Genomic DNA, 22,398 nt, shown 5'->3' on the forward strand with positions numbered 1-22,398 from the left:
AAACATTTGTATAAGAGCAACACATACTGAACCGCGAATTTTAATGGTAAAAGTATCCAATGACCATCAGTCTTTCAAAAAAAGTATTAAAGGAGAATATAAACGAAGGGATAGATTACGGGGATGATAACTAAAGGTTATGACAATATCTTTAGTTAGTTTCAAGCTGACAAGTTATTTAGGGATCATCACATGATTTTTTGAATGGTCAAAAAATCATGTGATGTAACTCACTAGATTTATTATCTAGGGGTTATTATCACTAATTAGTGACGTCATCCCGTATTTTTCGAGCGAATTCATCAGCATGTTCTTTACTGTATTGACGCTCAGCCTCGGTATTACATATTTTTTTACTAATACGCGTACCTGTTACCTTAACGTTTTTACATTCATAACCAGATGCTTTTTGTGCCGCGGTAAGTTGACTATCATCACCCTGTTTATCAGTGCTACTACAAGCAAATAGAAGAGTTGATAATGCAACTAATAGAATATTTTTCATTTAAAGATCCCTTTAAGTTAAAGATTTTTATGGTTATTTCACAACCAGACCGGCAAACATTAATCATTATCACTTAGATTGTCAACTTTCTCTTTTAACTTCTTCACTGCAAGTGAACCTACTGGCTAATAGGGAAAGATAGTTAGATATAACACCAAATTAATCTGCCTTTAACTTGCCAGCTGCAAACTTGCCTCCTCCGCAAGATAACGACTTAATAACGAGGCAAACTCATACTTTATAAGTACGCTTATTTCATCCTTTTGGTCTACATCTGCAATGAAAGATTAATAATACAATATCAGTGAATCTTTCAGTTATAAAAAGGGAATAAAATGAAAAGTAAAATATTAGGTATGTCAATTTTAGCAGCGACTATCTCTTTTACTTCTTTAGCGGAAGCTAGCAATGAAGTGATGATGCAAGCAGCAGGGCAAGAGATTTTTAAAAAGTGTAGTGCCTGTCACTCAACCGATACCAGCAAGAACACCTTTGGTCCGAGTTTAGTTGGTGTTATAAACCGTAAAGCAGCCTCACTGCCACGTTTTGCCTATTCTGACGCGTTGAAGAAATCTGGATTAACGTGGACAGAAGCCAATCTTCGTCGATGGATTGCAGGTAATGATATTTTAGTGCCAGGTACGCGTATGCGCCATGTTCAAATTACCGACTTAGCAGAGCAGAACTATTTATTGGCATATCTCAAGTCTTTAAAGTAATGGGTAGTGTTTTTATCACGATGAAAAAAGAGCTTTGAAGTTTACTTTACAGGCTCTTTTTTAATAATAGATGTTTCATTTTCAAATCCAGTTCCTGACGAACGAATCAAGATAAATCAAATTAATAAGCCTATTCAATGTAGTTATAGCTTCTTTTTCCATAATCCATGGCGTTTTAGCCTTAGTTAAGTGAAAATTTTGAATAAAGTTAAAATTCCTCAGAATATAAATGGCATTATATATTATAGATACCATGCTATTCCCCCTCTGACAGCGTTGCCCCCAATGAGTCGCTATAAGGTTGCTTTAAACGCAAAAAGGCCGACACATTAAGTATCGGCCTTTTATAATAATTTAATCTAGTGGTGCGGATAGAGAGACTCGAAATACAAAGTTAACAAGTTGTAAAGTATGCAATTTTAAAAATCACTGATTCTATCTTGCATCTATCTAACTCAACGCTTGCCGTTGAATTGTTAGCCAAAATTACAGATTAAGAACAAACCATTATTTTATTTAATTGATATTAACGATTACGTCAAAGACTTGAGCTAGTACGTAAAACATGCTTAAAGAAGCTATTAAAATTTTCCAACAAATTTCACAATAAATTTTATCACTAAAGCCTCAACTGGCACGATTATGAGCTTCAGCACATATATAACTGATTAATATGAATTTAATACAATTAAAACCAAGCATGATGCACTCCGTGATGCACACACCTTTAACGATTGGATTTTCAACGACTTACGGGTAAACACAAGAATAATCAACACCTTGTATCATAACCACCTAGAATTATGAAACTTTGGTATTTTCAGCAAAACCTCACCAAACTCGTTACTCATTTTATTACGAAGACAACTGGTTTTGTTTCTCTAAATAAAGCCCTACCCCTCCAAATACTAACGCTGCGATTATTAGGGTTGTTGCATTACGATTCGCAGCTTTACATGCAACTACGGCCGTTCCAACCAGTGATACGGTTAACGATGTTTTTAATTGTTCGCTTGTTGGGAGACCAGTAAGAACCTCATTCACCAAATGCTCACAATTGTTAAATACGCTATATTTCAAATCAGTAAATAATCTATTCTGAATTCTCTCTACAATCTCTTCTGTAGCACTAAAGCATCCTTTTATCACGAGGCGCTCTCCATCTGAAAACTCTTCAATAGTACTTAGATGAGTATTCCTTTCTGGATTCGTATGCAAAACCAATTGTTCACCCTGCTCGAAATTAAGCATTAATCCTGCATGAGCTACTAAACCAGACACTTTCTTTCTATACACTTTTGTCACTGATACTAATACACGCTCAGCAAACATATTCTCATTCAACAACATTTCTGTTATCCTTATATCATACAAAAATTTACATATATTCTAAATACGAATATACAACTTAAAACGGATGCTATCCTTATATTGGATAGTTGTCAATTATTGATTTTGAGAATTTGTTATGAATCAACAAATAACGTACAACGCATTAGTTGGATTTGAACTAGAAAGCATTAGAAAAGAATTAGGAATGGAGCAATCAGAGATCTCGGAAATCACAGGTATATCTCAACCTGTTTTATCTAGATTAGAGAAAGGAAAGGCAATGATCACTATCGATCAATTGTTTGTCGTTTGTGCGGCATTAGGTGTTAAACCTGAAGATATAATATCGAAAGCTTCACAGGGTGTAGAAGCATTTAGTACAGAGGACGCTGTTAACGTTACAACGACAAAGGAAGCCAATACATCTGGCGCTGTATTAACTGGTGCTGCTATTGGAGCTTTATTGACGTTGTTTTTAACAAAAGGGAAATAAATAACAGTAAAAATGCGTTTTTATGATCCTTTAGCGACTGCTTCCTCCCCGTCTGATAGAGTTACATTTTTAAAGTCAAAAAATACTGCTGGTGCTTCCTTAGTTAGTAAATCAAATAGAGTTACACAGAAACTCCTCATTTCCATATCACCTTGAGTACTTCCACGTAATTTAAGAAAGTGCCTAAGTGCTCTAGCATTCGCAGTCATAACTAATGATGTTGCGGTTCCACTTGGCAATATTTGCCTAGCTATACTATTTATAAGGCGGTTCTTTTCTTTTTTACTTTCAAATTCACCGGAATCTAGTTCATCATCAAGAGTTTCAACTATTTCAGTATAACTATCACGAATCAACCTTTGGACTTTATCCCAGGCTTGTGATGTTTTGGGAAGATTATCAAAATCTATAGGCGAATGAACTTCAAAATCACTATGATCTACATATTGCTGTGATAACTGGCTATATGAAAAGCCAATTCTGTGTCTAACTAGTTGATGTGTAAACGATCTCGTTACATTTGATATTTCAAAAGTCCAATTAACATGTTCCAGTACGCTTTCATGTCCTTGTTCTATCAAGTTCTTTATATACTCTTGGTTTGTTCTTGGTGATTGCTTGTTACCAAAGGACATATAGCAAATACGTCCGGAGAACTCAATTAGCTCTTCTGGATTGGTTGAATCCTTAGTTCTTTTCCAAGTTGTATTTTCATCGTCTAAAAAACGTTCTATTGCTAGCCAATCAATATTAGGTCTTGCGATAATAGAAATGCGAGGTTTCATTTTATTATTTCTTTACCTTATCTTTTAATTTGTTTTTTTCTTGAGTTAATTTATCAACTTTCTCTGTAAGCTCTTTTACTTTTTCTTCTAACTCTATAGATGAAAGTTTTTGTTCAATTTTCTTATCAAAAGCATCTAATTTTGAATTAAAGCTACTGTAATTAAAACCTGCTGCAATCAAAGCTACTGCTATAGTAGTAAGCATACTCCACCGAGGAATCTGTTTATTAACAGCGATTTTTGCAGCATTACTTGCCCTTTCACCTACATTAAGAAAATCAGTATTCAAACTAGATAAAAGTTCTGCATTAACCCCTTGTAGACCATTGGTTGTAGATATACTAGGATTACGATCTCGAAAACATTTCTTAGGAGCTTCATTTAGCTTGAAGAAAAGCATAGTATGAATTACATCTCTTGCCTTTAAAGAGTATGCATTCTTTCCCATATTTACCAACGTAAAACGAATAGTACCGTCGTAACCAGGATCAATATGACCCAAGTTAGTAATTAAAACGGCAACATTTGATACACTGGTAGGAGGAAAGCCAAATGAACCAACATCTTCAGGTAAATGTAAAATTTCAGCAGTTTCAACTATAGCTGTTTCGCCTGGGGCTAATGTATGATTTTTTGTTAACGGGTTTTCAACTCCACCTAGCTCTTCAGGGGATTTTCCTGGGACATAAATTTTTCCTATGGAAACGTCAAATGAAGATGGTTGAATTGGCGATTTACTTCCATCTTCATCTGAAGTCATATCTGAAACATTCTCTATCGCATTGGTAGCAATGAGAGCTTTAATATCTTCGTCTCTTAAAAACATTTTAATTCTCTATTAAATTCATTTATTAACACTAACTAATTAACTTGTATACTTGAAAAATACGTTGGCATTTCAGACATAATACTAGATACTAATTCGCTGTTTTTATCTAATATGTTACCTTCAAAATTACTAATATCGGCACCTGATTCATGGAAAGATTTTGATATTAACTTACATATTTCTCGGTCTACATAACCCTTTGAGTGCAACCAGAGTTCAAAGTTAGCTGATAAACCAAGCTTTAAACTATTTTGCAAATGTTTAAGGTCTTCTTCTAATTCTTCGTTATCATATTTACCATTACACAAGTCAGCTAATGCACCTACTATTAACATAGCATCGTAGCCTAGCGTGTTATCAGTATATTTAACTATCTGATCCATTGTAACTTTGCGAGATTGCGTACCCGCTTGGTACCTTACTTTATTCGTACCCATAAAATTAAATATTTCGCTATAACTTGCCCCTGATATCCATAAACACGACGATTCTAAAACCACCTCTAAAGGACTTAATTTTTCAAAAAGTTCATTTCTACACACATCTAACAGCAGTGGCCAAATGTATTTAAATAATTCAAATATATCTTCTTGAGCACACAAAGATTCATAGTTTTCTTCCAACCATTCCTCAATGAAGATTAAATCTTCTATACCCAATAGTGCTTTGCCATAAAAAGAGAGTTTCCCTGGCTCAATATTTATTACCGATTGATAAATTAATTCAAAAGCCTCAATGAGTAAGAGCTTTTCTTTTTCAGAGCACAAATGATGAGCCAACGTTCCTTGGGCCAAATCTAAAAATACAGTTTCATTATTATCGTTTGATGCATCTTTCAGAAAAGACATCATATAGCTCTCAAGGGCATTAATTGTCTTTTGTTTACTATTCAAGTCAAATAATAAATCTTTTAAATCTTGCCCCGTCACCCCATTTTTTCTAGCTGCTTTTAAGCACAGCTTTCTATACTTAGTAGGATTTTTTATAAATTTAATTGCTTTCAACTGTTGATTACCAACTATAATTGGTTCAATCAGTAGCTTTAAACTACTTACGCAGTCCTCTGAATTGGAAGGGTCTAATAGAGCTCTTACTTCTTGCCACCTTTTTTCACCAGCCCATGTAAGTCGTTCATCGTATAGCTTTGTATTGGCAAAAATAACGCTACCTTCGGTGTGATAGCCAGATCTTCCAGCACGACCTATAAGGTTATGAAAATCCCTAGTTGATATTTTATTTATACCTTGGGCTGTATTTGAAATAATTAAATATTTAATTGGAAGGTTTACACCTTGAGCTAATGTTGAGGTACAAACAACAAGTGAAGCTTTATTGTTCTCCATTGACCATTCAGCTGAAACTCTGAGTCCATTTGGAATATTGGACCCATGAGGTAAAATACCTAAATCAATGGCTTTAGGGAAAATACTATTGTCTTCAAAATGCATTCGACTCAAGTTTGCAATCTTTGATAACTCTTGTTCATCACTTTTAACTATAGGAGGTGGCATATCTAGCCCCCTTGAATAGTAATCTACTAACGTTTTACAGATAGATGTGATTATAGCTTTTGTTCCACAAAATATAGCTGTAGGTGATTGTTGAGCCAACTTTATCCCTAGATAAGCTGATACCGCGGAATTATCGCCTCTTTTAGGAAATATTCGTTCAACTGTTTCCAATGTTCCTTGAGTCCCTAAATTTACCTGATTTATTATTCGAGGAACGAAGAACTCTCTTTCTCCAACGAATTCTTTGTCTATATACTGCAGTTGTCCCGATGAACTGGCAAATGCTGTTGACCTAATTGTTGGCAAACAGTGAGTACCTTTAACTTCTGTTCCATTTTCTCCATACAACCAGTCACCTATAGTTTCAGCGTTAGACATAACAGCCGAGATAAGTATTAGCTGAGAATCATCTGGAATATTAACCTTTAAGGATGCTAGTAATAATTCATATGTAACACCTCTAGAGCCCGAATCAAACTGGTGACCTTCATCGAAAATTAATAAACCTATATTAGAGGCTAATTCTGGTTCATGACGCAGTAAGTAAACGAGTTTCTCAGGTGTGGATACAATAACTGAATCGCTAACATTGTCATCATCCTCTATATTCAGCAGGTCGTTAATCATTGCTAAATCATTAGGGTTTAATTGTGGGACATCTTGTAGTTCATTGATTTTGATATTTTCATTTGAAAATGACTTTTTAAATGAGTCAGCTATTTCCCTACACAATGCTCTGAATGGAGCAACAACAACAGCTAAGTTACTTCTTTTTGATAAAAAAGAACTGCGTATAATTAATTCTGTTGATTTTGTTTTACCTGCACTGGTTGGCATCTGAACAACAGCTGATTTTCCTTCAAAAATCCCTTTCTCGCCCAACAAACGTTGAGCAGGCCAAAATTCTTTAATGAAACTGTCTTTTGCTAGTGCAGCCTTCCAAAGGTCAACTGTTAAGCCAGTATATTTTGGAAGACAAATTAACGATGAATATTCTAACTTTCTCTTAGCTATAGCAGCCAAAATATCAACAAGTAGCAGTTCACGATCATTCCCCCCCTCGTATACAGCTTTCCTTAATTTTCTTATTGCATCATCAAGTTGGGCAAATGGGACTTCTTGTTTGAAGCACTTAGTGATACTCGATGTAAAATATTCTAACTCTCCTTCAAAGTCACAATTACCTGCAACATACCAGATTTGCTCTAAATCTCCTTTTAGCAGCCAAATTAATACTCCTTCGATATAGGAAGGTGTGAGTTCATCAATATCGTAATCTACATCTTTTATTAAAACTAAAGAACTACCTGGCATATCAGCTAAGTAATAAGAGGCTGAACCTAACAGGTTTAAATAATTAGATAATGAGCTTTCTAATCTTGAATTGTTCAAAGAATCAAAATATTGGCTTACATCTATCAGTTGACTTTTTAAAGCAAGATATTCTTCATCATTGTCATCTTGCGCTAAATGAGAAGCCTCTATAGCGGATAAATCGCCGAGTATCCCAATAGTTAATAATAGTAACTTTTGAGGCTCAATAGCTAAGTTAATATGATGTTCTTCCTCTACACCAAATTCATACATTTTTGCTTTAGATTTTGTAATAGACAGATATATTTTTGAGCTATGTTCAAGCTTCATCAGCAGCCCTCTGATATAAAAAATGAACTAAATCCATTAAAGCATCACCTTTAATAACCAATAAACTCAAAGCAGAGTTATTAACATGTCCTGTAGTATCAGTTTTATTCAATTCTGCATCAGAGTACATTGTATTAGTTAAAACAGATGCCGCCCCGTATTTTTCTTTGTATGGGCGATCTCCAATATTTTGAAAACGCTGCACTTTAGGTACATCTTGTTGAAGTCCTTTTAATTTTAATCGTTGCTTTATTGCATTAAGAGACTCTGCAATTCTAAAGCGATCTTTATTTGAGTCATTTACTGCTATTTGTAATCGATTTGAAGGTTTATTCCCAGTTAGTGACCCTTTAACTTCATAAATCATTAACTCATCATTCTTAGGTTTACCATCATCCGAAAACTTGAAACCAATAACATCAGAACCATTTTCAGATAAGTTTGGGTTCACTTTAAATTCATAACGAGTCCTTGGAACCCAGTAATTTAAATTAAACTCTAGAAAGTCAGATACAAGTATCTCTGTGAAATCTCCTGATCTAGTAGCAGGACCGGTCTTCTCATGGGGCGCAGTAACCTTTTGAACAGGGAGTTTTGTTTTTAGTAAGTACTCCTTTCTAGACAGTCCAGTACCATCTCTTAAGTCATCAATTTCATTATCATCACAATAATGGTTTCTGAAATGTTTTGCCCAAGCAGACAAAGCAGCTTCATCTGCCATATCTGGATTGAAAGTATAAATAGGAGCTTGTTTACCACAAGCTGTAGTTATTATATCACCTGTATCTTCTAGCCATTTCAGGTGTTGATTTGTCCATGGCATACTACACCTCCCTTAATAATGTTCTTCAATATAGTCATATGCTTTTATGAAAAATTCTTTGTCTTTACTAAAATAGAAATTGAACTAATGTATTTATCAATTCTTTTGAAAGCTCATACTGTATCTAAACTAGTCCATCGCTTGAACTGAATTAGCTAAGCGTTTCTCGTGACCTAATGGCGTTGTATAAAACCGCTGCTCTATGCCATATAGCAGGTACTTAAGTTCATCATCAGTCGTTACCTCAAACTTACTATTATCCTTATCAAACTTAAGCTTTTGCTCACAATAACTGTGGATATAAGAACACATTTGGTCTCTATCTTCAGCTGGCATAGCTGCAAGCGTATCCATGGCTAATGCAACTCTTTTACGATTTGGTTTTGATACTTTTTCGATACTAAAATCACCTGAAAGCTCGATAAAATCTTCTTCAAGAAAGGTTTCTACTTCTTCATTAGTAGCTTCTTTGTAAAGTACATCGATACCTTTAAAAATACTAGATATCGTTGCTAAGCTCTTAAAGACTAACTTATCGGTGTTTTTAAAATAAACAGCATCCGGAAATGCATTTACAACAAGTCGCTTGTCACTATTTTCTAACGTAGCAGCTTCACCAAATGCAATCATCTTCTTACTAACAAACAGAGAGGGAGTGATTTTCTGAAAATAAAAGTCATCTCCCTGGATGGCATATAGTTGAGCTATATCTTTAAACTTTGTTTTAAGTAAATCATCGTAGTCTTTAGAATCGAAATCTTTTTTTAGTATTTCAAGACAATAGTGTTGTTCACTAAATTGTTCTATTTTAAACCAGGAATCTTCATCCAAATTATGATCTGGAACGTACTCGACACAAGCATCATCCGTGATAATTAACTCATCAAACAATTTTTGATCAGATAACAATTTAAATATTGTCTTTTTGCTATGTCCTTTTACTTTGGTCAGTACTTGATCCATGAACTATCCTCGCTCTATAAATGTATAATTATTGATTCTATAAGCTTTATTTATCACTATTTCACTTGGTGTTTTATAGCGCTCTCGGCTTATCAGAAAGATTGTTGCTCCGCTTTTCGTTTTGATGTTATAAAACTCAAAACCAAATAACAGAAACAGTGGGTTGAAGTAGAGTGCTTGCGAGAGGAAAGTAAAAACAAACAAGACACCATATATAAAAATCAGAGTTTCCCAGTTGCCTATACTTAATGCTACAAAGAAGTAACCTAAGTAGCTTGGAAGAAAGCTATTATTAGCATGTTCTATAGCAACGACCTCACCTGTCTTAAATCCATCCTTGCCAAGAAATTTACTTAAAAATATACTTAGCCCTGTTAAAATAATGGGAGTGAGAAGATAAAGGGCATAAGAAACTGCATTCGGCAGTTCAACTAAATAAGTGCACTTATCAAAGAAAAATCCAACCGTATAACCTTTTTGTACAACAAAAATTATCAGCAACAAAGACGTTGCTGTTATAGTTAACAATAATCGGTATGCAAAGTTTGTCATACAGCCACGCCTTATATGCTTGTAGGTTAAGTGAAACAGTGAAAGCTTAATGCTCTGTTTGTTTCCATTTTTCCAATAATTTTTCGTTAACCCTAAAATCAACCACATTTGGGGACTGATCTATTTGTTGTTTTTCTGCAACTATATCTTCGACAAGCTTTTGCTTTTCTTTGTTTTTTTCTTTTCTTTTAGCAATTAACTTTTTGGGGATAGTAATAAACGCTGCGCTTAACGCTTTTTTACTCAAATCATAACCACCTGCTATAACAACGGTTTCGATAACTGGTTTATAACTTTCGTCACCAACAAATTGCACTAAATAGGCAATAAATTCATTATATATACTGCCTTCGCTAGTCTCTTTTAAAGCCCAAACAATGCCACTTTGGCCATCTTGGTATAAAGGGATGTCTAATTCTTTGGTTATTTGTTCAAGTTCAATTAAAGCAATGATAGTAGTATCCAATACGCTATTTGAAACAATGCCTAGTTCTCTCAGTTCGGCATAATAGCCACTGCTCATTAATGAAGCTGGGTTATCTTCATATGGTAAGTTAGTTTTTAAAATAACCGCTCCAATTTCTTCAGCATTTTCAAGCTTTGAAATTTGAGATGCCCGGTATAACTTCTGATCACCAAGCACTATAGGAGACGGAGTTGTCGCCTGAGTTTCATCAACCAACTCTGCTGATGTATCACTCGATAATTCATCAGACTGTTCAAGAATGAATTGTTGTAGGAATTTATCTATACGGACGTTTAGCTTAAATAAAGATATTGTGGTGCCGTCTTTCTCTTCAAAATAAACTTTAGCTTTTGCTTTATCTACACTATTTTTAAGCGCATTGAATCGCCCAAAGTCAGCTATGTTTTTCTCGTTAATATCGCTTTTAATTAACTCTATAAGCAACTCTTTATCAAGCCCAAGTACTTCCACAACAGCGTTAATTCGAGCATTTTCCGCATTGTCTTGGTAATCATTAATATAGTCTCTAAAGCTTTTTTCTTCAGATAACTGCGCATCACCACGCTGTAAATCATGTAAAAACAATTTAGCGTATTTTTGCTCGCTTTGAGTAAGTGATGAAAATGATTTATGCAACTCGTTAAGTGTAAGTTCAGTAGAGGCTTTATCGTAACCTTGGTCTAATTCTTTTAAATATTTATCAAAGCGACTATTCATGTAGTCGGCATCAATTTTACCCGTATAAAACTCGGTCAAATAGCCACTAATATCAAAGGCAACTTCAGCTCCACCAGTGCTAACATTTTCTGCTTTACTTGCTAACTCTTTGTAACGTTGTACAAGGCTAATGTATGTTTGCTCATTTAGTGCAAGCGTTACCTCGCGTTCATTATTTTCACCACATGGATATGTCAGCTTATCCCAGCGCAAACCTTGCACCTTTGCCGACTCTAAGTGTTGGTTAAATGTTTTGAATAATTTGGCAAATTTAGCACAAGCTGCTGTGTCTTCAGGTAATTGTTCGAAGTTTTCAATACCAGTACTTTCAAACAGCTCAGCAATGTCAGCCGATAAATCATTCATGGCTTCAAGATTGCTTTCTATACGGTCTACAAATAAACCAATAGGTCGGTCACCAGAATAGAGTTTTACCGCATCATTTATGTGCTGTTCCATAGTGTGTGGGTAGCGGTAATAACGAATAATACCATGTGGTTTATCGGGACCAAATAAGCGGTTGGTACGTGAAAATGCTTGGATAATATTTTGGTATTCCATTACCTTGTCCAAATACAAGGTATTGAGCCACTTGGAGTCAAAACCGGTTAGCATTTGGTTGACTACTATCAGTAAATCCAATTGCTGAGCAGGCTCAGTATGAATACGTTCGTAAGGCTTTTTATGCGCAAGACGTGCGGCTAAATCCTTTTTAAAGGCTGCATGGCGAGCAAAGTCAAACGTCTTCCCGTAACGTTCATTATAGTCAGCCATTATTTCGTCTAGGCCATCTCCTTTAAACGTTGGGCTGCGGTCGTTTCCACCATCATTATCAATATTAGGGTCAAATAAAGCTGATACTTTCAGCTCGGGCTTCGCTACCTTTAGCCTACGGTAGTAATCAATAGCCTCACTAATACTGTTAGTTGCTAAAATCGCGTGAAACTTACTACCTTGGCTAAGCACATCCCATTCATTCAAAATATCCGTTACCACTTTTTCTTGGTGGGCATCAGTTAAATATTGGCTTTTAGGCACATCGTCTTCAATGCCTTTGTGGTACTTTCCCATGGCATCTTTGTGGCCTGCCATAGGCACGTCGTTCATAAAGTGGTTAAACTTTTTCTTTTTCGCAGGTTCAGCCATCGCTTCGGCTACAGAATCGGCTTTAGCTTGGGCTAAGGCAACCTCTTTTCTTAAATCGCTGTCTTTAAAGGTAGGTACTTTATAAGGGTCAAAACCTAATACATTACCGTCCCGAATTCCATCAGCAATGCTATAACGATGCAGCTCGTCACCAAAAACATCTGCGGTAGTGTTTTTATTGACTTGGTTTTCATCATGTATGGGTGTGCCAGTAAAGCCAAAAAATAAAGCGTTAGGAAATGTCTTTTTAATCCTAATTAACATACCTTCGTTATCTTCTTTACCCGCACTCATGGTAGAGCGATGCGCTTCATCAATAATGAATACAATGCGTTTTGAACGCATTATTTCAAGATCTGCCGAGTTAATAACTGTGCCCTCATCATCAACGGCGTCAGAAATGTTACTTACTTTTTGAATCGAGCTAACAATTAAGGTGTCAGATGGTTTAGAGCTTTTTAGTTTAGTCACTAATACATCGGTATTTTCAGTAGCTTGCACCTCTTCACCATCACCAGCAAAGTTGCGATACTCTTCTAGCGACTGGGTACCTAGCTCAATTCTGTCCATTAAAAACAGAACTTTATCAGCGTCTTTAGACTGTGCAATGAGTTGGGCTGATTTAAAGCTGGTCATGGTTTTTCCTGAACCCGTGGTATGCCATACAAAACCGCCTAATCGGTCACTATTAGAGCCTATTTGCTTCCATTTTGTTTTAGCCACTTTATCGGAGATAGCTTTGGCGGCTGCTATTTGGTAACTGCGCATTACCTTTAGCACACCATCAGTATCATCGGCCACGGTATAAAAGCCTATTAATTCATGTGCCATAGGAATCGACAACAGATCAGATGTAACATCTTTCCAGTTGTTTTTGGGCTCGTTCATAAAATCAGCCCAGTTAAATTGATAATCAGGGTTAAACTTACCGTCTAGTCCCGGGTTAGCAAAGTATTTGGCTTCGTTTGGTTCCATCGCCACAAACACTTGAATAAGTGAAAACAGACCGCTAAAAATGCCTTCTTTGCTGTATTTTTCAATTTGATTTACCGCTTGGCTTACCGGCACACCGCTACGCTTAAGCTCAACATGAATCACCGGCATACCGTTAATCAATAACAATACATCGCCACGCCTGTCGTTACGAAGTGGACTACCACGTTCAAACTTAGGTTGCTGCACTATTTGATAGCGGCTTTGGCCTGCTGCTATTTCTTGGCGGTCATATATTTTTAAGCTGACTTCTTTACCTAAGTGGTCAGGATCGGCAGGGTTATCACGTTTAATAGCGACCGTTTTACCATTAATTAAACCATTGAGCTTGAGCGGCGTTTTCAGCTCTTTTATTTGCTCAATAATTTTCTGCATTTCGCTCATCGTCAGCGGTACATCATTTAAACGGTCACGTTGGCGATTATTTTCAAATAAAATGCTCGCCCAGTTTTGCAGTAAATCAGCCTCGGTCTTATTTTTTAGAACAGGATACTCACCCCAGCCCTTTTGCCTAAGAATTTCAATAAAAGCCTGTTCAAATTGTGCTTCGGTTTTAAACGTGATCATGTTTTTTTACTGCTCCCTGCTAAACAAACATTTTTTTCAAGCAGGCCTGCTTGACGTTATTCAGTTTGGTGATTTGTTGTTGGTGGCGACTAATAATATTGTCGAGTTTGTAGAAATAATCCCCGACTTTTTCTTGTTCCGCTTTTGTTGGAACCTTTATTGGCATACCTTCAAACATCGGAAGCCTTAAAGATTTTACTGTAGAACCAACAGCCTGATCGGAAAAATGTTTTCTAAAAAGGTGAATGTAATAAAACAGATATTTACCATCGCAATCATCAAACTCCATAATTGCATATGTACGCTGATGTAAATCAAATTTTCCAACAAAATACTTTGGTATGAAGTCAGATCCTTCACCAGCCACAATCACCGCTTCACAATCAAAGAGAAAAATATTGCTAGTTCTGATATCTTCTGACCGATCAAAAAAAGTATACTCTCCATCACGCCCAGAATCTTCTCTATTGGAACTACCCGTCTTTATTTTTGCAACGTTCCCTAAATTCTTTTCCACCCACTCTCCACTAAAGCCTTTAAAACGAATTTCCGGAATCGTTTCGCCTTGTTTAGGGAACATTTTTTCCAGCATCGCTTTTTTAATGTTGCTGAGCTTGTCATGCTTTTGTTGATGTTGGTTAATTAGGCTGTCGAGCTTTTGGAAGGTGTTGCCTATTTGAGTTTGTTCTTCTTTGGAAGGCTTCTGAATTTTTGTCCCTAGGATAGTTCGGTTATATAGGTGCTTAATTGTGCTTCCTTCTATCCCTTCCCATTCCACGATAGAATAAAATTGTTTTAAAAATGAATTTACAATAGCGCCATCATGCTTAAGCCATACAACATTTGAGTCTTGAAAATATTCGTCTTCACCCGTATATTCGACAACTCTACCTATGCTACCTATCACTGAAAATAATAGGTCTCCTTTTTCAGGAAACGGATATCGTTTTTTATAATTATCAAAAAGTTCTTGAGAGATAAACAGTTTTGGCTCCCTGCCAAAAGTACCAATCTTATAAAAAGGTACATCGCCGATTAATGAAGTTTCATGAATAAAAATACGCTTATTTGTTGCAACTGAACCAAGTTCTCCTAATGTGAAAAGCTTCCATTCGTCATCGAAACCTTTAAATCGTATTTCAGGAATTTTCTTTTCTACATTCATATTATTCGCCCTTCAACAAGTTGGTCAGTTCTACCAAGCCTTGCTGATCAAACTCATTACCCGTCAGTTCGTCCATCATTTCGGCTAACTCTTGTTCGGTGCTTTTAATTTCACTCGCTACTTGTGAATAAGTTGTCGCATACTTATCGGCAAGGGCTTGCACTTGAAGGGTAAGTTGGCGAATAAGATTGCTTGGTATAGCGTCTAGTTCTCGACTAAGTGGCTCTATCCACTTTAGGTGTAGCAGCTCATTCACTTGTTCATCGGTTAAACTTTCGATGGTGTTTTTTGTTTTTAGGTGCAAGGCCATTGCTGCTTCTTTAACTGCTTTTTTTAGGGCTTTTTCTTCGTTAATTAGCTTATTAGCTGCAATTATCTTTGCTTCGTAGCTTTCCTGTTCAAACTTAACTTTGCTGTCTTTTTGCTCTTTTAGGAATGCTTTAGCTGCTTTACCAACTTCAGCATTCACAAAACCGTCTTTGCTTTCTTTGACAGTATCTTGCCCTTTATCTTCTTCGCTTAGAGAATCTAAAGTTTCTTCCAATGCACTGGCTATTTCGCTTAAACGGGTTTCTTGTGTGGCTAAAGCTTGTAATTCTTCGTTCAGGAGAGTCTTTAGTACTAAGTCAAAAGGTAGTATGTGGCCTTTCCAAGGAGTGTTAGGGTCTTGTACTTCCGTATCTTTACCTGCCTTCTTCTTTATCACCATGTTGGCATCCACTTGTTTAGTGGCGGCAAAGCTTTCGGTTTGCATCATTTCCAAGTCAGCGCTAATGATTTGCCATTGGTTATTTTGATATTGGTAAGCTTGGTATTTATCAACAAGGGCAATAGGTACTAGGCGGCTGAACAATTCTTCACTAAGGTCTGCTTCGATTTGGTTACGGTTAACTGTTTGCCACCCTTGAATAAGGGTAGTATTTAAATAGTCATCATAGCCGCCCTTTTCATTAACCGTAGAAAACGCTTGATTATAAGTGGTAATAAACTCCAGCACCTGCGGGTGTTGACTAATAGTCGTGTTTACCGATTCTTTGGTAACACTAAGCTCACTGTAAGCGGCAGACTTAGGCTTAAATAAAGCAGCGTGTAGTTGGGGTAATGCTTGCCAATAGTTTTGTAGACTATCGATTTCACTGTTAGGGATACCGCCCAACATGGTGGCGTGTAAATCCCAACTTTCTGCTTCAGCAGAAGAATCAACATAACGCGGTATATTTAAGTTATATCCGTTGTCACAAATGGTTTTCTTGCTTACTACTTTTGAGAATTTGTCATTACTTTCACGATTAATTACAACATCGGTAATGCGCTTGATATCAGACGCTTGTAACTTGTTATTTTTACCTTCTTTAACAAAGTGTTTAGAGGCATCAACAATCAGTACATCGGTGTTTTGTCGCTCCTGTTTAAGCACAATAATAACGGTTGGAATACCCGTGCCAAAAAAGATGTTAGCTGGTAAACCGATAATCGCATCAATGTGGTTTTGCTCAATTAACTGTTCTCGAATTTTGCCTTCTTCACCGCCACGGAATAATACGCCGTGTGGTAATACAATAGTCATAATACCATCAGGTTTAAGGTGGTATAGGTCGTGTAATAAAAAGGCAAAATCAGCTTTGGTTTTAGGCGCTAAACCAAAACGTGAGTAACGAGGATCACTGTCTTTAAAGCTTGGATCCCAGCTTTGTGAATAAGGCGGGTTTGAAACTACCGCGTCTACATACAAAGGTTCGTAAGTTGCTAGTGGGTCGCTTTCATCAAAATATGGCCAATCATCTTCTAAGGTGTCACCATTTCGGGTGGTGATGTTGTTAGGTTTAATACCACGCATGATTAGGTTCATACGAGTTAAGTTGTAGGTAGGTTCTTTTAGTTCTTGCGCAAAGTATTGTATGTCGTCTTTACTTTTTGCGTATTTAGCAACAGAGCAACCTATGTTTATCAGGAGAGAGCCTGAGCCAGAAGTTGGATCGTAAATTTTAATTTTGTCTTTATGTTTTAACTCATGCGCGGTGATTTCGGACATAAGTAGTGACACTTCGTGTGGCGTGTAAAACTCACCGGCTTTTTTACCTGCGTTTGAGGCAAACTTTTCAATTAAGTATTCGTAGATATAACCCAACACATCGTAGCCAAGCTTACTATCCATAGGAATGCTTTTAATTAGGTGTAATAGGTCACTTATGGCTTTAGTACGTTTACCTGCACTTTCACCTAACTTACTCAGACCTGTTTCAAGAGTGGTAAAAATACCTTCAAACAATTTTTTGTGATTAGGGTGGATAAGCCTAGCAAAAGCAGATAGAGCATCGCGCACGTTTGATTCATCAAAGTCGGCTTTTGGATCAACCCAAGTAGAAAATAAATTATCGTAAGAGATAAAATAGCCTAGCTCTTTTTTCACGTATTCTAGGGTTTCTGGATCGTCTTCACTTAAGGCTTTAATATCATCTTCAGTCATGCCTTGTTCTTTTACAAAACTTACTAGTTGATCACTGACATACTTATAAAAAATAAAGCCTAAAATAAAATCTTTGTAGTCGTTCGCTTCAATTTTAGAACGCATCTGGTTGGCTGATTCCCAGATTTTTGCTGCTAGTTGTTGCTTATTCATAGTTAAAACTGTTCCTAATTCTTAAGTCGAGCGTAAACACATTTAGTTGTTTGTTTACGCTTCAAAAAATTCTTCATCTATTTCTTTAGGTGTAATACCTGTTCGTCTCTGCTGCCAATGTTATATCGCAGCATGAGTTTAGCTAATTCTTTACCGTTGATAAGTACAATGCGCATGCCTAAATCTTTGGCGGTTTGTGTTGCTGAAGAAGTAAAATCAGATGTAGTGATAAAAATTCCTTTCTGTGCTTTTTTCAAATTTAAAGCACCAAAAAAATCACGAATATCACCAGAGCCAACATTATTCCCTTGAGCATAACGTTTAGCTTGTATATATATCTGATCTACACCAAGCGGGTCTTGATCTATAACACCATCAATCCCATTGTCACCAGATTTCCCTAAAGCATGAGCAGCCCCTTCTCCAGTGCCGCCATACCCCATGGCTACGAGGAGCTCTATTAGGAGATCTTCAAAGAAGGCAGGTGTGACTTTGCGAGTGCGTTCTAGAATATCTTGAGCTAACGAGTTGTTAATGGTTTTATATGCCGCACGTAGAGCTTCATCAGGAGTAATTTCCTCGGTATCTATAGATGCTGTTTCTATAGTTTCAGAGCCTTCGCTTTTTTGCTCGGTGAATGCAATAAACTCATCAAACTGCTTTAAATACTTTTTATCAATAGCAGCTTCTTTATCTTTAAGCGCGGTGATGCCCCGATCTGTAATTATGAAATGAGCTCGTCTTGTTACTTCTAATAAACCAGCTTTAGAAAGGTAGGTACGTGCCCAACCGACACGGTTATCTAATATACTTTGTTTACCACTAGGCAGTGTTTCTTCACGCTCGTTTTCACTAAGGTTAAACTTATCAGCAAGCTCATTGATGACATCACGAAGTTTTACTTCTTGTCCTTTGGCTGCATAAGCGATCTCTAAAAAGGGGCGCATAAACTCTTGATAATTGGGTATCACTAACTTTCCTTATTATTCTTTTTATCTTCTATCCATTTTTCCAAATCAACTCGTTTAAAACGCCAGCTGCCGCCTACTTTAAAACCTGGTAGCTTTCCTTCACTTGCCAAACGATAAGCCGTTTTTTCATTAAGCTTTAAATACTCTGCAAGTTCTTGAATGGTCAGTATTTCATCTGTCATAGTTAAGCCTTTCAATTGAGTAAAACGATAATATGAGAAAATTGAGGAATTAACAAGTTATGGTCAAATTTTAGAAAAAAAGAATGGAGGAGTAGCCCCCTCTATTCTTTAAATCTCAAGCTCAACAAAGTCTTTATCAATGTTGTCTTGGGTTATACCTATATACCTAAGTGTCACCCCTTCTGAACCATGCCGAAGCATCTTCATTACCCTGCCGATATCTTTAGTCTGCTTATAAAGATGATAGCCTCTGGTCTTACGCATCGAATGTGTTCCTAAATTAAGGTTTAATTCCTCCCCTACCAAAGCAAACGCTTTAGTTACAGAACGTCTTGATAGTGGTTTTGGTAATGCGTTAATGGCCTGCTGGTTTCGGTATGATTGAAACAAGTAAATATGCATTGGGTGCTCTTGTTGAATTCTCCTTATGTGCTTAATCACTTTACTATTTAATTTGATGTTGGCTTGCTTTCCTGTTTTCGATTCTTTAATCACTAATCGGTCTTCTTGAATGTCACTAAATTTTATTGACAGTAAGTCAGATATTCGTAATGCTAGGTTCAAACCAATGTTCCAAATATCAGACATTTGCTTACTGCATCTTATTTCTAATAAATGACTGATTAACTTGATAGAATCAAGCTCTTTAATCGCTTCAACTTCAGCCATATTCAGCTTCCTCTTTTGTTGTATAGCGTGTAATTGAGCCCCTCACAGGGCTGTTTGGTGTGGAGTCCTTGATACACAAGGGATAGCAAGTTCCCGTTTTCCCTAATTGAGAACCTGAGTCCTTATGTAATATGGTGGGTTTAATCAAAGCTAATACTTACCTGATAAAAATCCAACAAGTAATAGTCAATAAAGTTATCAATAAATAAACTCAGCAATTCTTTAGCCAACCACAAAAAAACTGAATACTTACTAAGAAATAAAAGAGATATAAATTTCTTTGACCAGTTCAGAAAAGGAGGAGCCTTAAAAAGAAAAATCAGTGATATAAGCGACTTTCCATAATTCATTTTTATTTTTATTTTTATTTTCTAATTGTATTTCAACTGGCTGATAGCCTACTTTTTAAGCTGAGTAATCAGGGCCCCTATAGTTAAGCGTTATTGCGCTTGTTGCATTAGCTGGTGTCATTGTCTCAGCTAATTCAGTATTAATAAGTTAATATTGTTTTTCTGGCACGGCAAAGGCTTGATCTTTGTTAAGGTTCAATTTCATGATGGTTACTTCTTTAAGGTTTGAAGGCACTGTAGCTGAGGTATTTAAAAAGTTTATTAGTTAGTTTTAAATGGTCAGCTTTAACAGTCCATGTTATGCAAATAATGTTGCACTATCGCCAACAACAATATGATCAAGAACTTGAACATTAATAAGTGCTAACGCTTCCTTTAAGAACTTCGTTATCGTAATGTCTGCTTGCGAAGCTTTCGCTTCATCAGATGGATGGTTATGTACAAAAAAAACAGCAGCACCATCTGATAATAGTTGTTCTTTGTCAATGAATTGCGCAGTAAATGAATAACCTGAACTCTGGATAAGCAGCACTTGCTCAACATTCCTCTTCATCCCATTCTCAGCGTTAAAACGTCGATAAATAGCCAGCTATTCATAAACGTTTTGCCTTGATAATTGAATAAAATGAAACATTGATAAAGCTCATAACTACTTTAATTTTATTACTTTTTATACGTAACAACCTAAGTTGTTGATTTTATTTAAACATCAAGCACTCATTATCCAGAGTTCAGGTTAAATAATTTAATCCCAAGTTAAACAATCAGTTGGATTAGTTAATAACGGTGAGAAAGAGATATACAAACGCAAAAAGGCCGATACATGACGTATCGGCCTTTTATAATAATTAAATCTAGTGGTGCGGATGGGGGGACTTGAACCCCCACGACCTAAGTCACCAGCCCCTCAAGCTGGCGCGTCTACCAATTCCGCCACATCCGCGCAATACTAGATTTTTAAACTTTTACTGTTAACTAATTGAGGATTAGTTAACTTTAGTCTGGAACGTTGCTGTCATCTTCTTTCTTAGCAGGTTCGTCTGATGCAGGTACATCGCTGTTTTGTACAGCTGGTAATGTAGTTGCTTCAGCGCTCTCGCCAGGAATAGCATCAACTGCTTGTTCAGCAGGAACTTCTAGGTTGTTCCATTCATCAACTGCTTTAGTACGGTTAGCAGTTAAGTTACCTAAAATTAAGCTGATAACGAAAAAACCTACGGCTAAATATGTTGTTGCTGATGTTAGGAAGTTACCTGAGCCACCTGAGCCAAACACAGTAGCAGAAGAGCCAGCACCAAAAGATGCGCCCATATCTGCGCCTTTACCTTGCTGAATTAGCACTAAACCAATTAGGGCTAAAGCAATTAGTACGTAGACTATAATTAATACTTGATACAACATTTCTATTTTCCTTTCGCTGCAGAACAAATAATTTTAAATTGGTCTGCTTTTAAACTAGCACCACCGATAAGACCACCGTCTATATCAGCTTGTGCGAATAGTTCTTCACAGTTAGCTGCATTTACGCTGCCACCGTAGAGTAATGGTACTTTATCCGCTACTTGCTCATTTTGTTGAGCTAAAAATTGTCGAATAAACTGATGTGTTTCTTGTGCCATCGCACTTGATGCTGTTTTACCTGTTCCTATGGCCCATACTGGCTCATAAGCAATAACAACATTGTCAAATTTCTCTATGCCAACTTCATCAATAACTGGCTGAATCTGTGATGATAACACAGTTTCTGTTTGTTCAGTTGCACGTTCTTCTTCGCTTTCACCAATACATAAAATCGGTGTTAAGCCTGCATTTAATGCAGCATGCACTTTTTTAGCAACTTGCGTAGAGGTTTCATTATAAATACTTCTACGTTCAGAGTGACCAATTATTACATAATTAATAGCTAAGTTTTGTAACATAGCTGTGGATACTTCACCTGTGAAAGCACCACTGTCATATTCACTCACATTTTGAGAGCCAACATGAATTGCTTCATTTAAGTTAGCTGATTTTATTTTCTGATTAAGTTCAGATAAATAAGGAAAGCTAGGACAAATAACAACATCAACATGTGATGATAACTCAATATTTGCCAATCCTGAAACCATAGTATCAACTAGGGCTGAGTCACCGTTCATTTTCCAATTTGCGGCTACAATTGCTTGTCTAGTCATTCCGACCTCTTACCTAGGTTATTATCTTCTGACTTCCGTTAACCTTTAAATGGAGTCATTGCTAAAATGAAGCCGCGAGATAGTAACTAACCTACGCAAAAGATACAAGTATTTAACACATATCTTTTACTAGTTGCAGTTTTTTTATACTTATCGCGGCATGTTAGCACAATATAATCGCTCTACTCTCTTAAGGTTATTACAATAACAGCCTAAGAGAGT

General features: G+C 36.5%; 19 protein-coding genes, 1 tRNA gene and 1 pseudogene. 2 read left to right on the plus strand and 19 right to left on the minus strand.

What is annotated here, in order from left to right:
* Positions 1-262 precede the first annotated feature (262 nt).
* Complete coding sequence (locus ND2E_RS09055) at positions 263-505, minus strand: hypothetical protein (protein WP_033094245.1); 243 nt, start codon at positions 503-505, stop codon at positions 263-265.
* 335 nt (positions 506-840) lie between these two features.
* Between ND2E_RS09055 and ND2E_RS09050 the strand changes: the two genes are divergently transcribed.
* On the plus strand, positions 841-1,224 hold the full coding sequence (locus ND2E_RS09050) for a c-type cytochrome (protein WP_033094246.1): 384 nt from the start codon (positions 841-843) through the stop codon (positions 1,222-1,224).
* An 855-nt stretch (positions 1,225-2,079) separates the two neighbouring features.
* Here ND2E_RS09050 and ND2E_RS09045 read toward each other — a convergent pair.
* Complete coding sequence (locus tag ND2E_RS09045; RefSeq protein WP_033094247.1) at positions 2,080-2,574, minus strand: C40 family peptidase; 495 nt, start codon at positions 2,572-2,574, stop codon at positions 2,080-2,082.
* Positions 2,575-2,692: 118 nt separating this feature from the next.
* On the opposite strand from ND2E_RS09045, the gene ND2E_RS22425 reads away from it, so the two are divergent.
* Positions 2,693-3,049 (plus strand): helix-turn-helix domain-containing protein, encoded by a 357-nt coding sequence (locus tag ND2E_RS22425; RefSeq protein ID WP_052056607.1) that lies wholly within the window; start codon positions 2,693-2,695, stop codon positions 3,047-3,049.
* A gap of 20 nt (positions 3,050-3,069) precedes the next feature.
* On the opposite strand, the gene thyX is transcribed toward ND2E_RS22425, so the two are convergent.
* The 17 genes and pseudogenes from thyX to tpiA all read right to left on the minus strand — a co-directional run bounded on the left by thyX (position 3,070) and on the right by tpiA (position 22,176).
* Positions 3,070-3,834, minus strand: coding sequence for an FAD-dependent thymidylate synthase (gene thyX, locus ND2E_RS09040; protein WP_033094248.1), 765 nt, complete (start codon positions 3,832-3,834; stop codon positions 3,070-3,072).
* A gap of 4 nt (positions 3,835-3,838) precedes the next feature.
* The gene (locus tag ND2E_RS09035) at positions 3,839-4,660 is read right to left on the minus strand and encodes a dCTP deaminase domain-containing protein (protein ID WP_033094249.1); all 822 of its coding nucleotides are present in this window, start codon (positions 4,658-4,660) and stop codon (positions 3,839-3,841) included.
* Between the two features lie 35 nt (positions 4,661-4,695).
* Entirely contained in the window at positions 4,696-7,818 is a 3,123-nt protein-coding gene (locus tag ND2E_RS09030) for a DEAD/DEAH box helicase (RefSeq protein WP_033094250.1), read from the minus strand.
* Positions 7,808-8,641, minus strand: coding sequence for a Hachiman antiphage defense system protein HamA (locus tag ND2E_RS09025; RefSeq protein ID WP_033094251.1), 834 nt, complete (start codon positions 8,639-8,641; stop codon positions 7,808-7,810). Before ND2E_RS09025 ends, ND2E_RS09030 begins: the two co-directional genes overlap by 11 nt.
* 129 nt (positions 8,642-8,770) lie before the next feature.
* The gene (locus ND2E_RS09020) at positions 8,771-9,604 is read right to left on the minus strand and encodes a hypothetical protein (protein ID WP_033094252.1); all 834 of its coding nucleotides are present in this window, start codon (positions 9,602-9,604) and stop codon (positions 8,771-8,773) included.
* A gap of 3 nt (positions 9,605-9,607) precedes the next feature.
* Positions 9,608-10,156 (minus strand): hypothetical protein, encoded by a 549-nt coding sequence (locus tag ND2E_RS09015; RefSeq protein ID WP_033094253.1) that lies wholly within the window; start codon positions 10,154-10,156, stop codon positions 9,608-9,610.
* A gap of 46 nt (positions 10,157-10,202) precedes the next feature.
* Positions 10,203-14,045 (minus strand): type I restriction endonuclease subunit R, EcoR124 family, encoded by a 3,843-nt coding sequence (locus ND2E_RS09010; protein WP_033094254.1) that lies wholly within the window; start codon positions 14,043-14,045, stop codon positions 10,203-10,205.
* A gap of 19 nt (positions 14,046-14,064) precedes the next feature.
* A complete protein-coding gene (locus ND2E_RS09005; protein ID WP_033094255.1) occupies positions 14,065-15,210 on the minus strand; it encodes a restriction endonuclease subunit S in 1,146 nt (381 codons plus the stop codon).
* Position 15,211: 1 nt separating this feature from the next.
* Complete coding sequence (locus ND2E_RS09000; RefSeq protein WP_033094256.1) at positions 15,212-17,830, minus strand: type I restriction-modification system subunit M; 2,619 nt, start codon at positions 17,828-17,830, stop codon at positions 15,212-15,214.
* A 77-nt stretch (positions 17,831-17,907) separates the two neighbouring features.
* Positions 17,908-18,801 carry a restriction endonuclease gene (locus ND2E_RS08995; protein ID WP_033094257.1) on the minus strand — a complete coding sequence of 298 codons (894 nt, stop codon included), beginning with the start codon at positions 18,799-18,801 and terminating at the stop codon, positions 17,908-17,910.
* A complete protein-coding gene (gene mads1 / locus ND2E_RS08990) occupies positions 18,801-18,983 on the minus strand; it encodes a methylation-associated defense system helix-turn-helix domain-containing protein MAD1 (protein WP_033094258.1) in 183 nt (60 codons plus the stop codon). The genes ND2E_RS08995 and mads1 overlap by 1 nt, the downstream gene beginning before the upstream one ends.
* A gap of 108 nt (positions 18,984-19,091) precedes the next feature.
* Positions 19,092-19,652 (minus strand): tyrosine-type recombinase/integrase, encoded by a 561-nt coding sequence (locus ND2E_RS08985; RefSeq protein ID WP_033094259.1) that lies wholly within the window; start codon positions 19,650-19,652, stop codon positions 19,092-19,094.
* A gap of 306 nt (positions 19,653-19,958) precedes the next feature.
* Positions 19,959-20,039: pseudogene (locus tag ND2E_RS23610) on the minus strand (hypothetical protein); the annotation flags it as partial.
* A 261-nt stretch (positions 20,040-20,300) separates the two neighbouring features.
* Positions 20,301-20,555 carry a JAB domain-containing protein gene (locus ND2E_RS08980; RefSeq protein WP_033094260.1) on the minus strand — a complete coding sequence of 85 codons (255 nt, stop codon included), beginning with the start codon at positions 20,553-20,555 and terminating at the stop codon, positions 20,301-20,303.
* Between the two features lie 305 nt (positions 20,556-20,860).
* Positions 20,861-20,945, minus strand: a tRNA-Leu gene (locus ND2E_RS08975).
* A gap of 53 nt (positions 20,946-20,998) precedes the next feature.
* Positions 20,999-21,403 (minus strand): preprotein translocase subunit SecG, encoded by a 405-nt coding sequence (secG, locus tag ND2E_RS08970; RefSeq protein WP_033094261.1) that lies wholly within the window; start codon positions 21,401-21,403, stop codon positions 20,999-21,001.
* 2 nt (positions 21,404-21,405) lie between these two features.
* Positions 21,406-22,176 (minus strand): triose-phosphate isomerase, encoded by a 771-nt coding sequence (tpiA, locus tag ND2E_RS08965; RefSeq protein ID WP_033094262.1) that lies wholly within the window; start codon positions 22,174-22,176, stop codon positions 21,406-21,408.
* Positions 22,177-22,398 lie beyond the last annotated feature (222 nt).

Source organism: Colwellia psychrerythraea (genome assembly GCF_000764225.1).
Taxonomy (GTDB): domain Bacteria; phylum Pseudomonadota; class Gammaproteobacteria; order Enterobacterales; family Alteromonadaceae; genus Colwellia; species Colwellia psychrerythraea_D.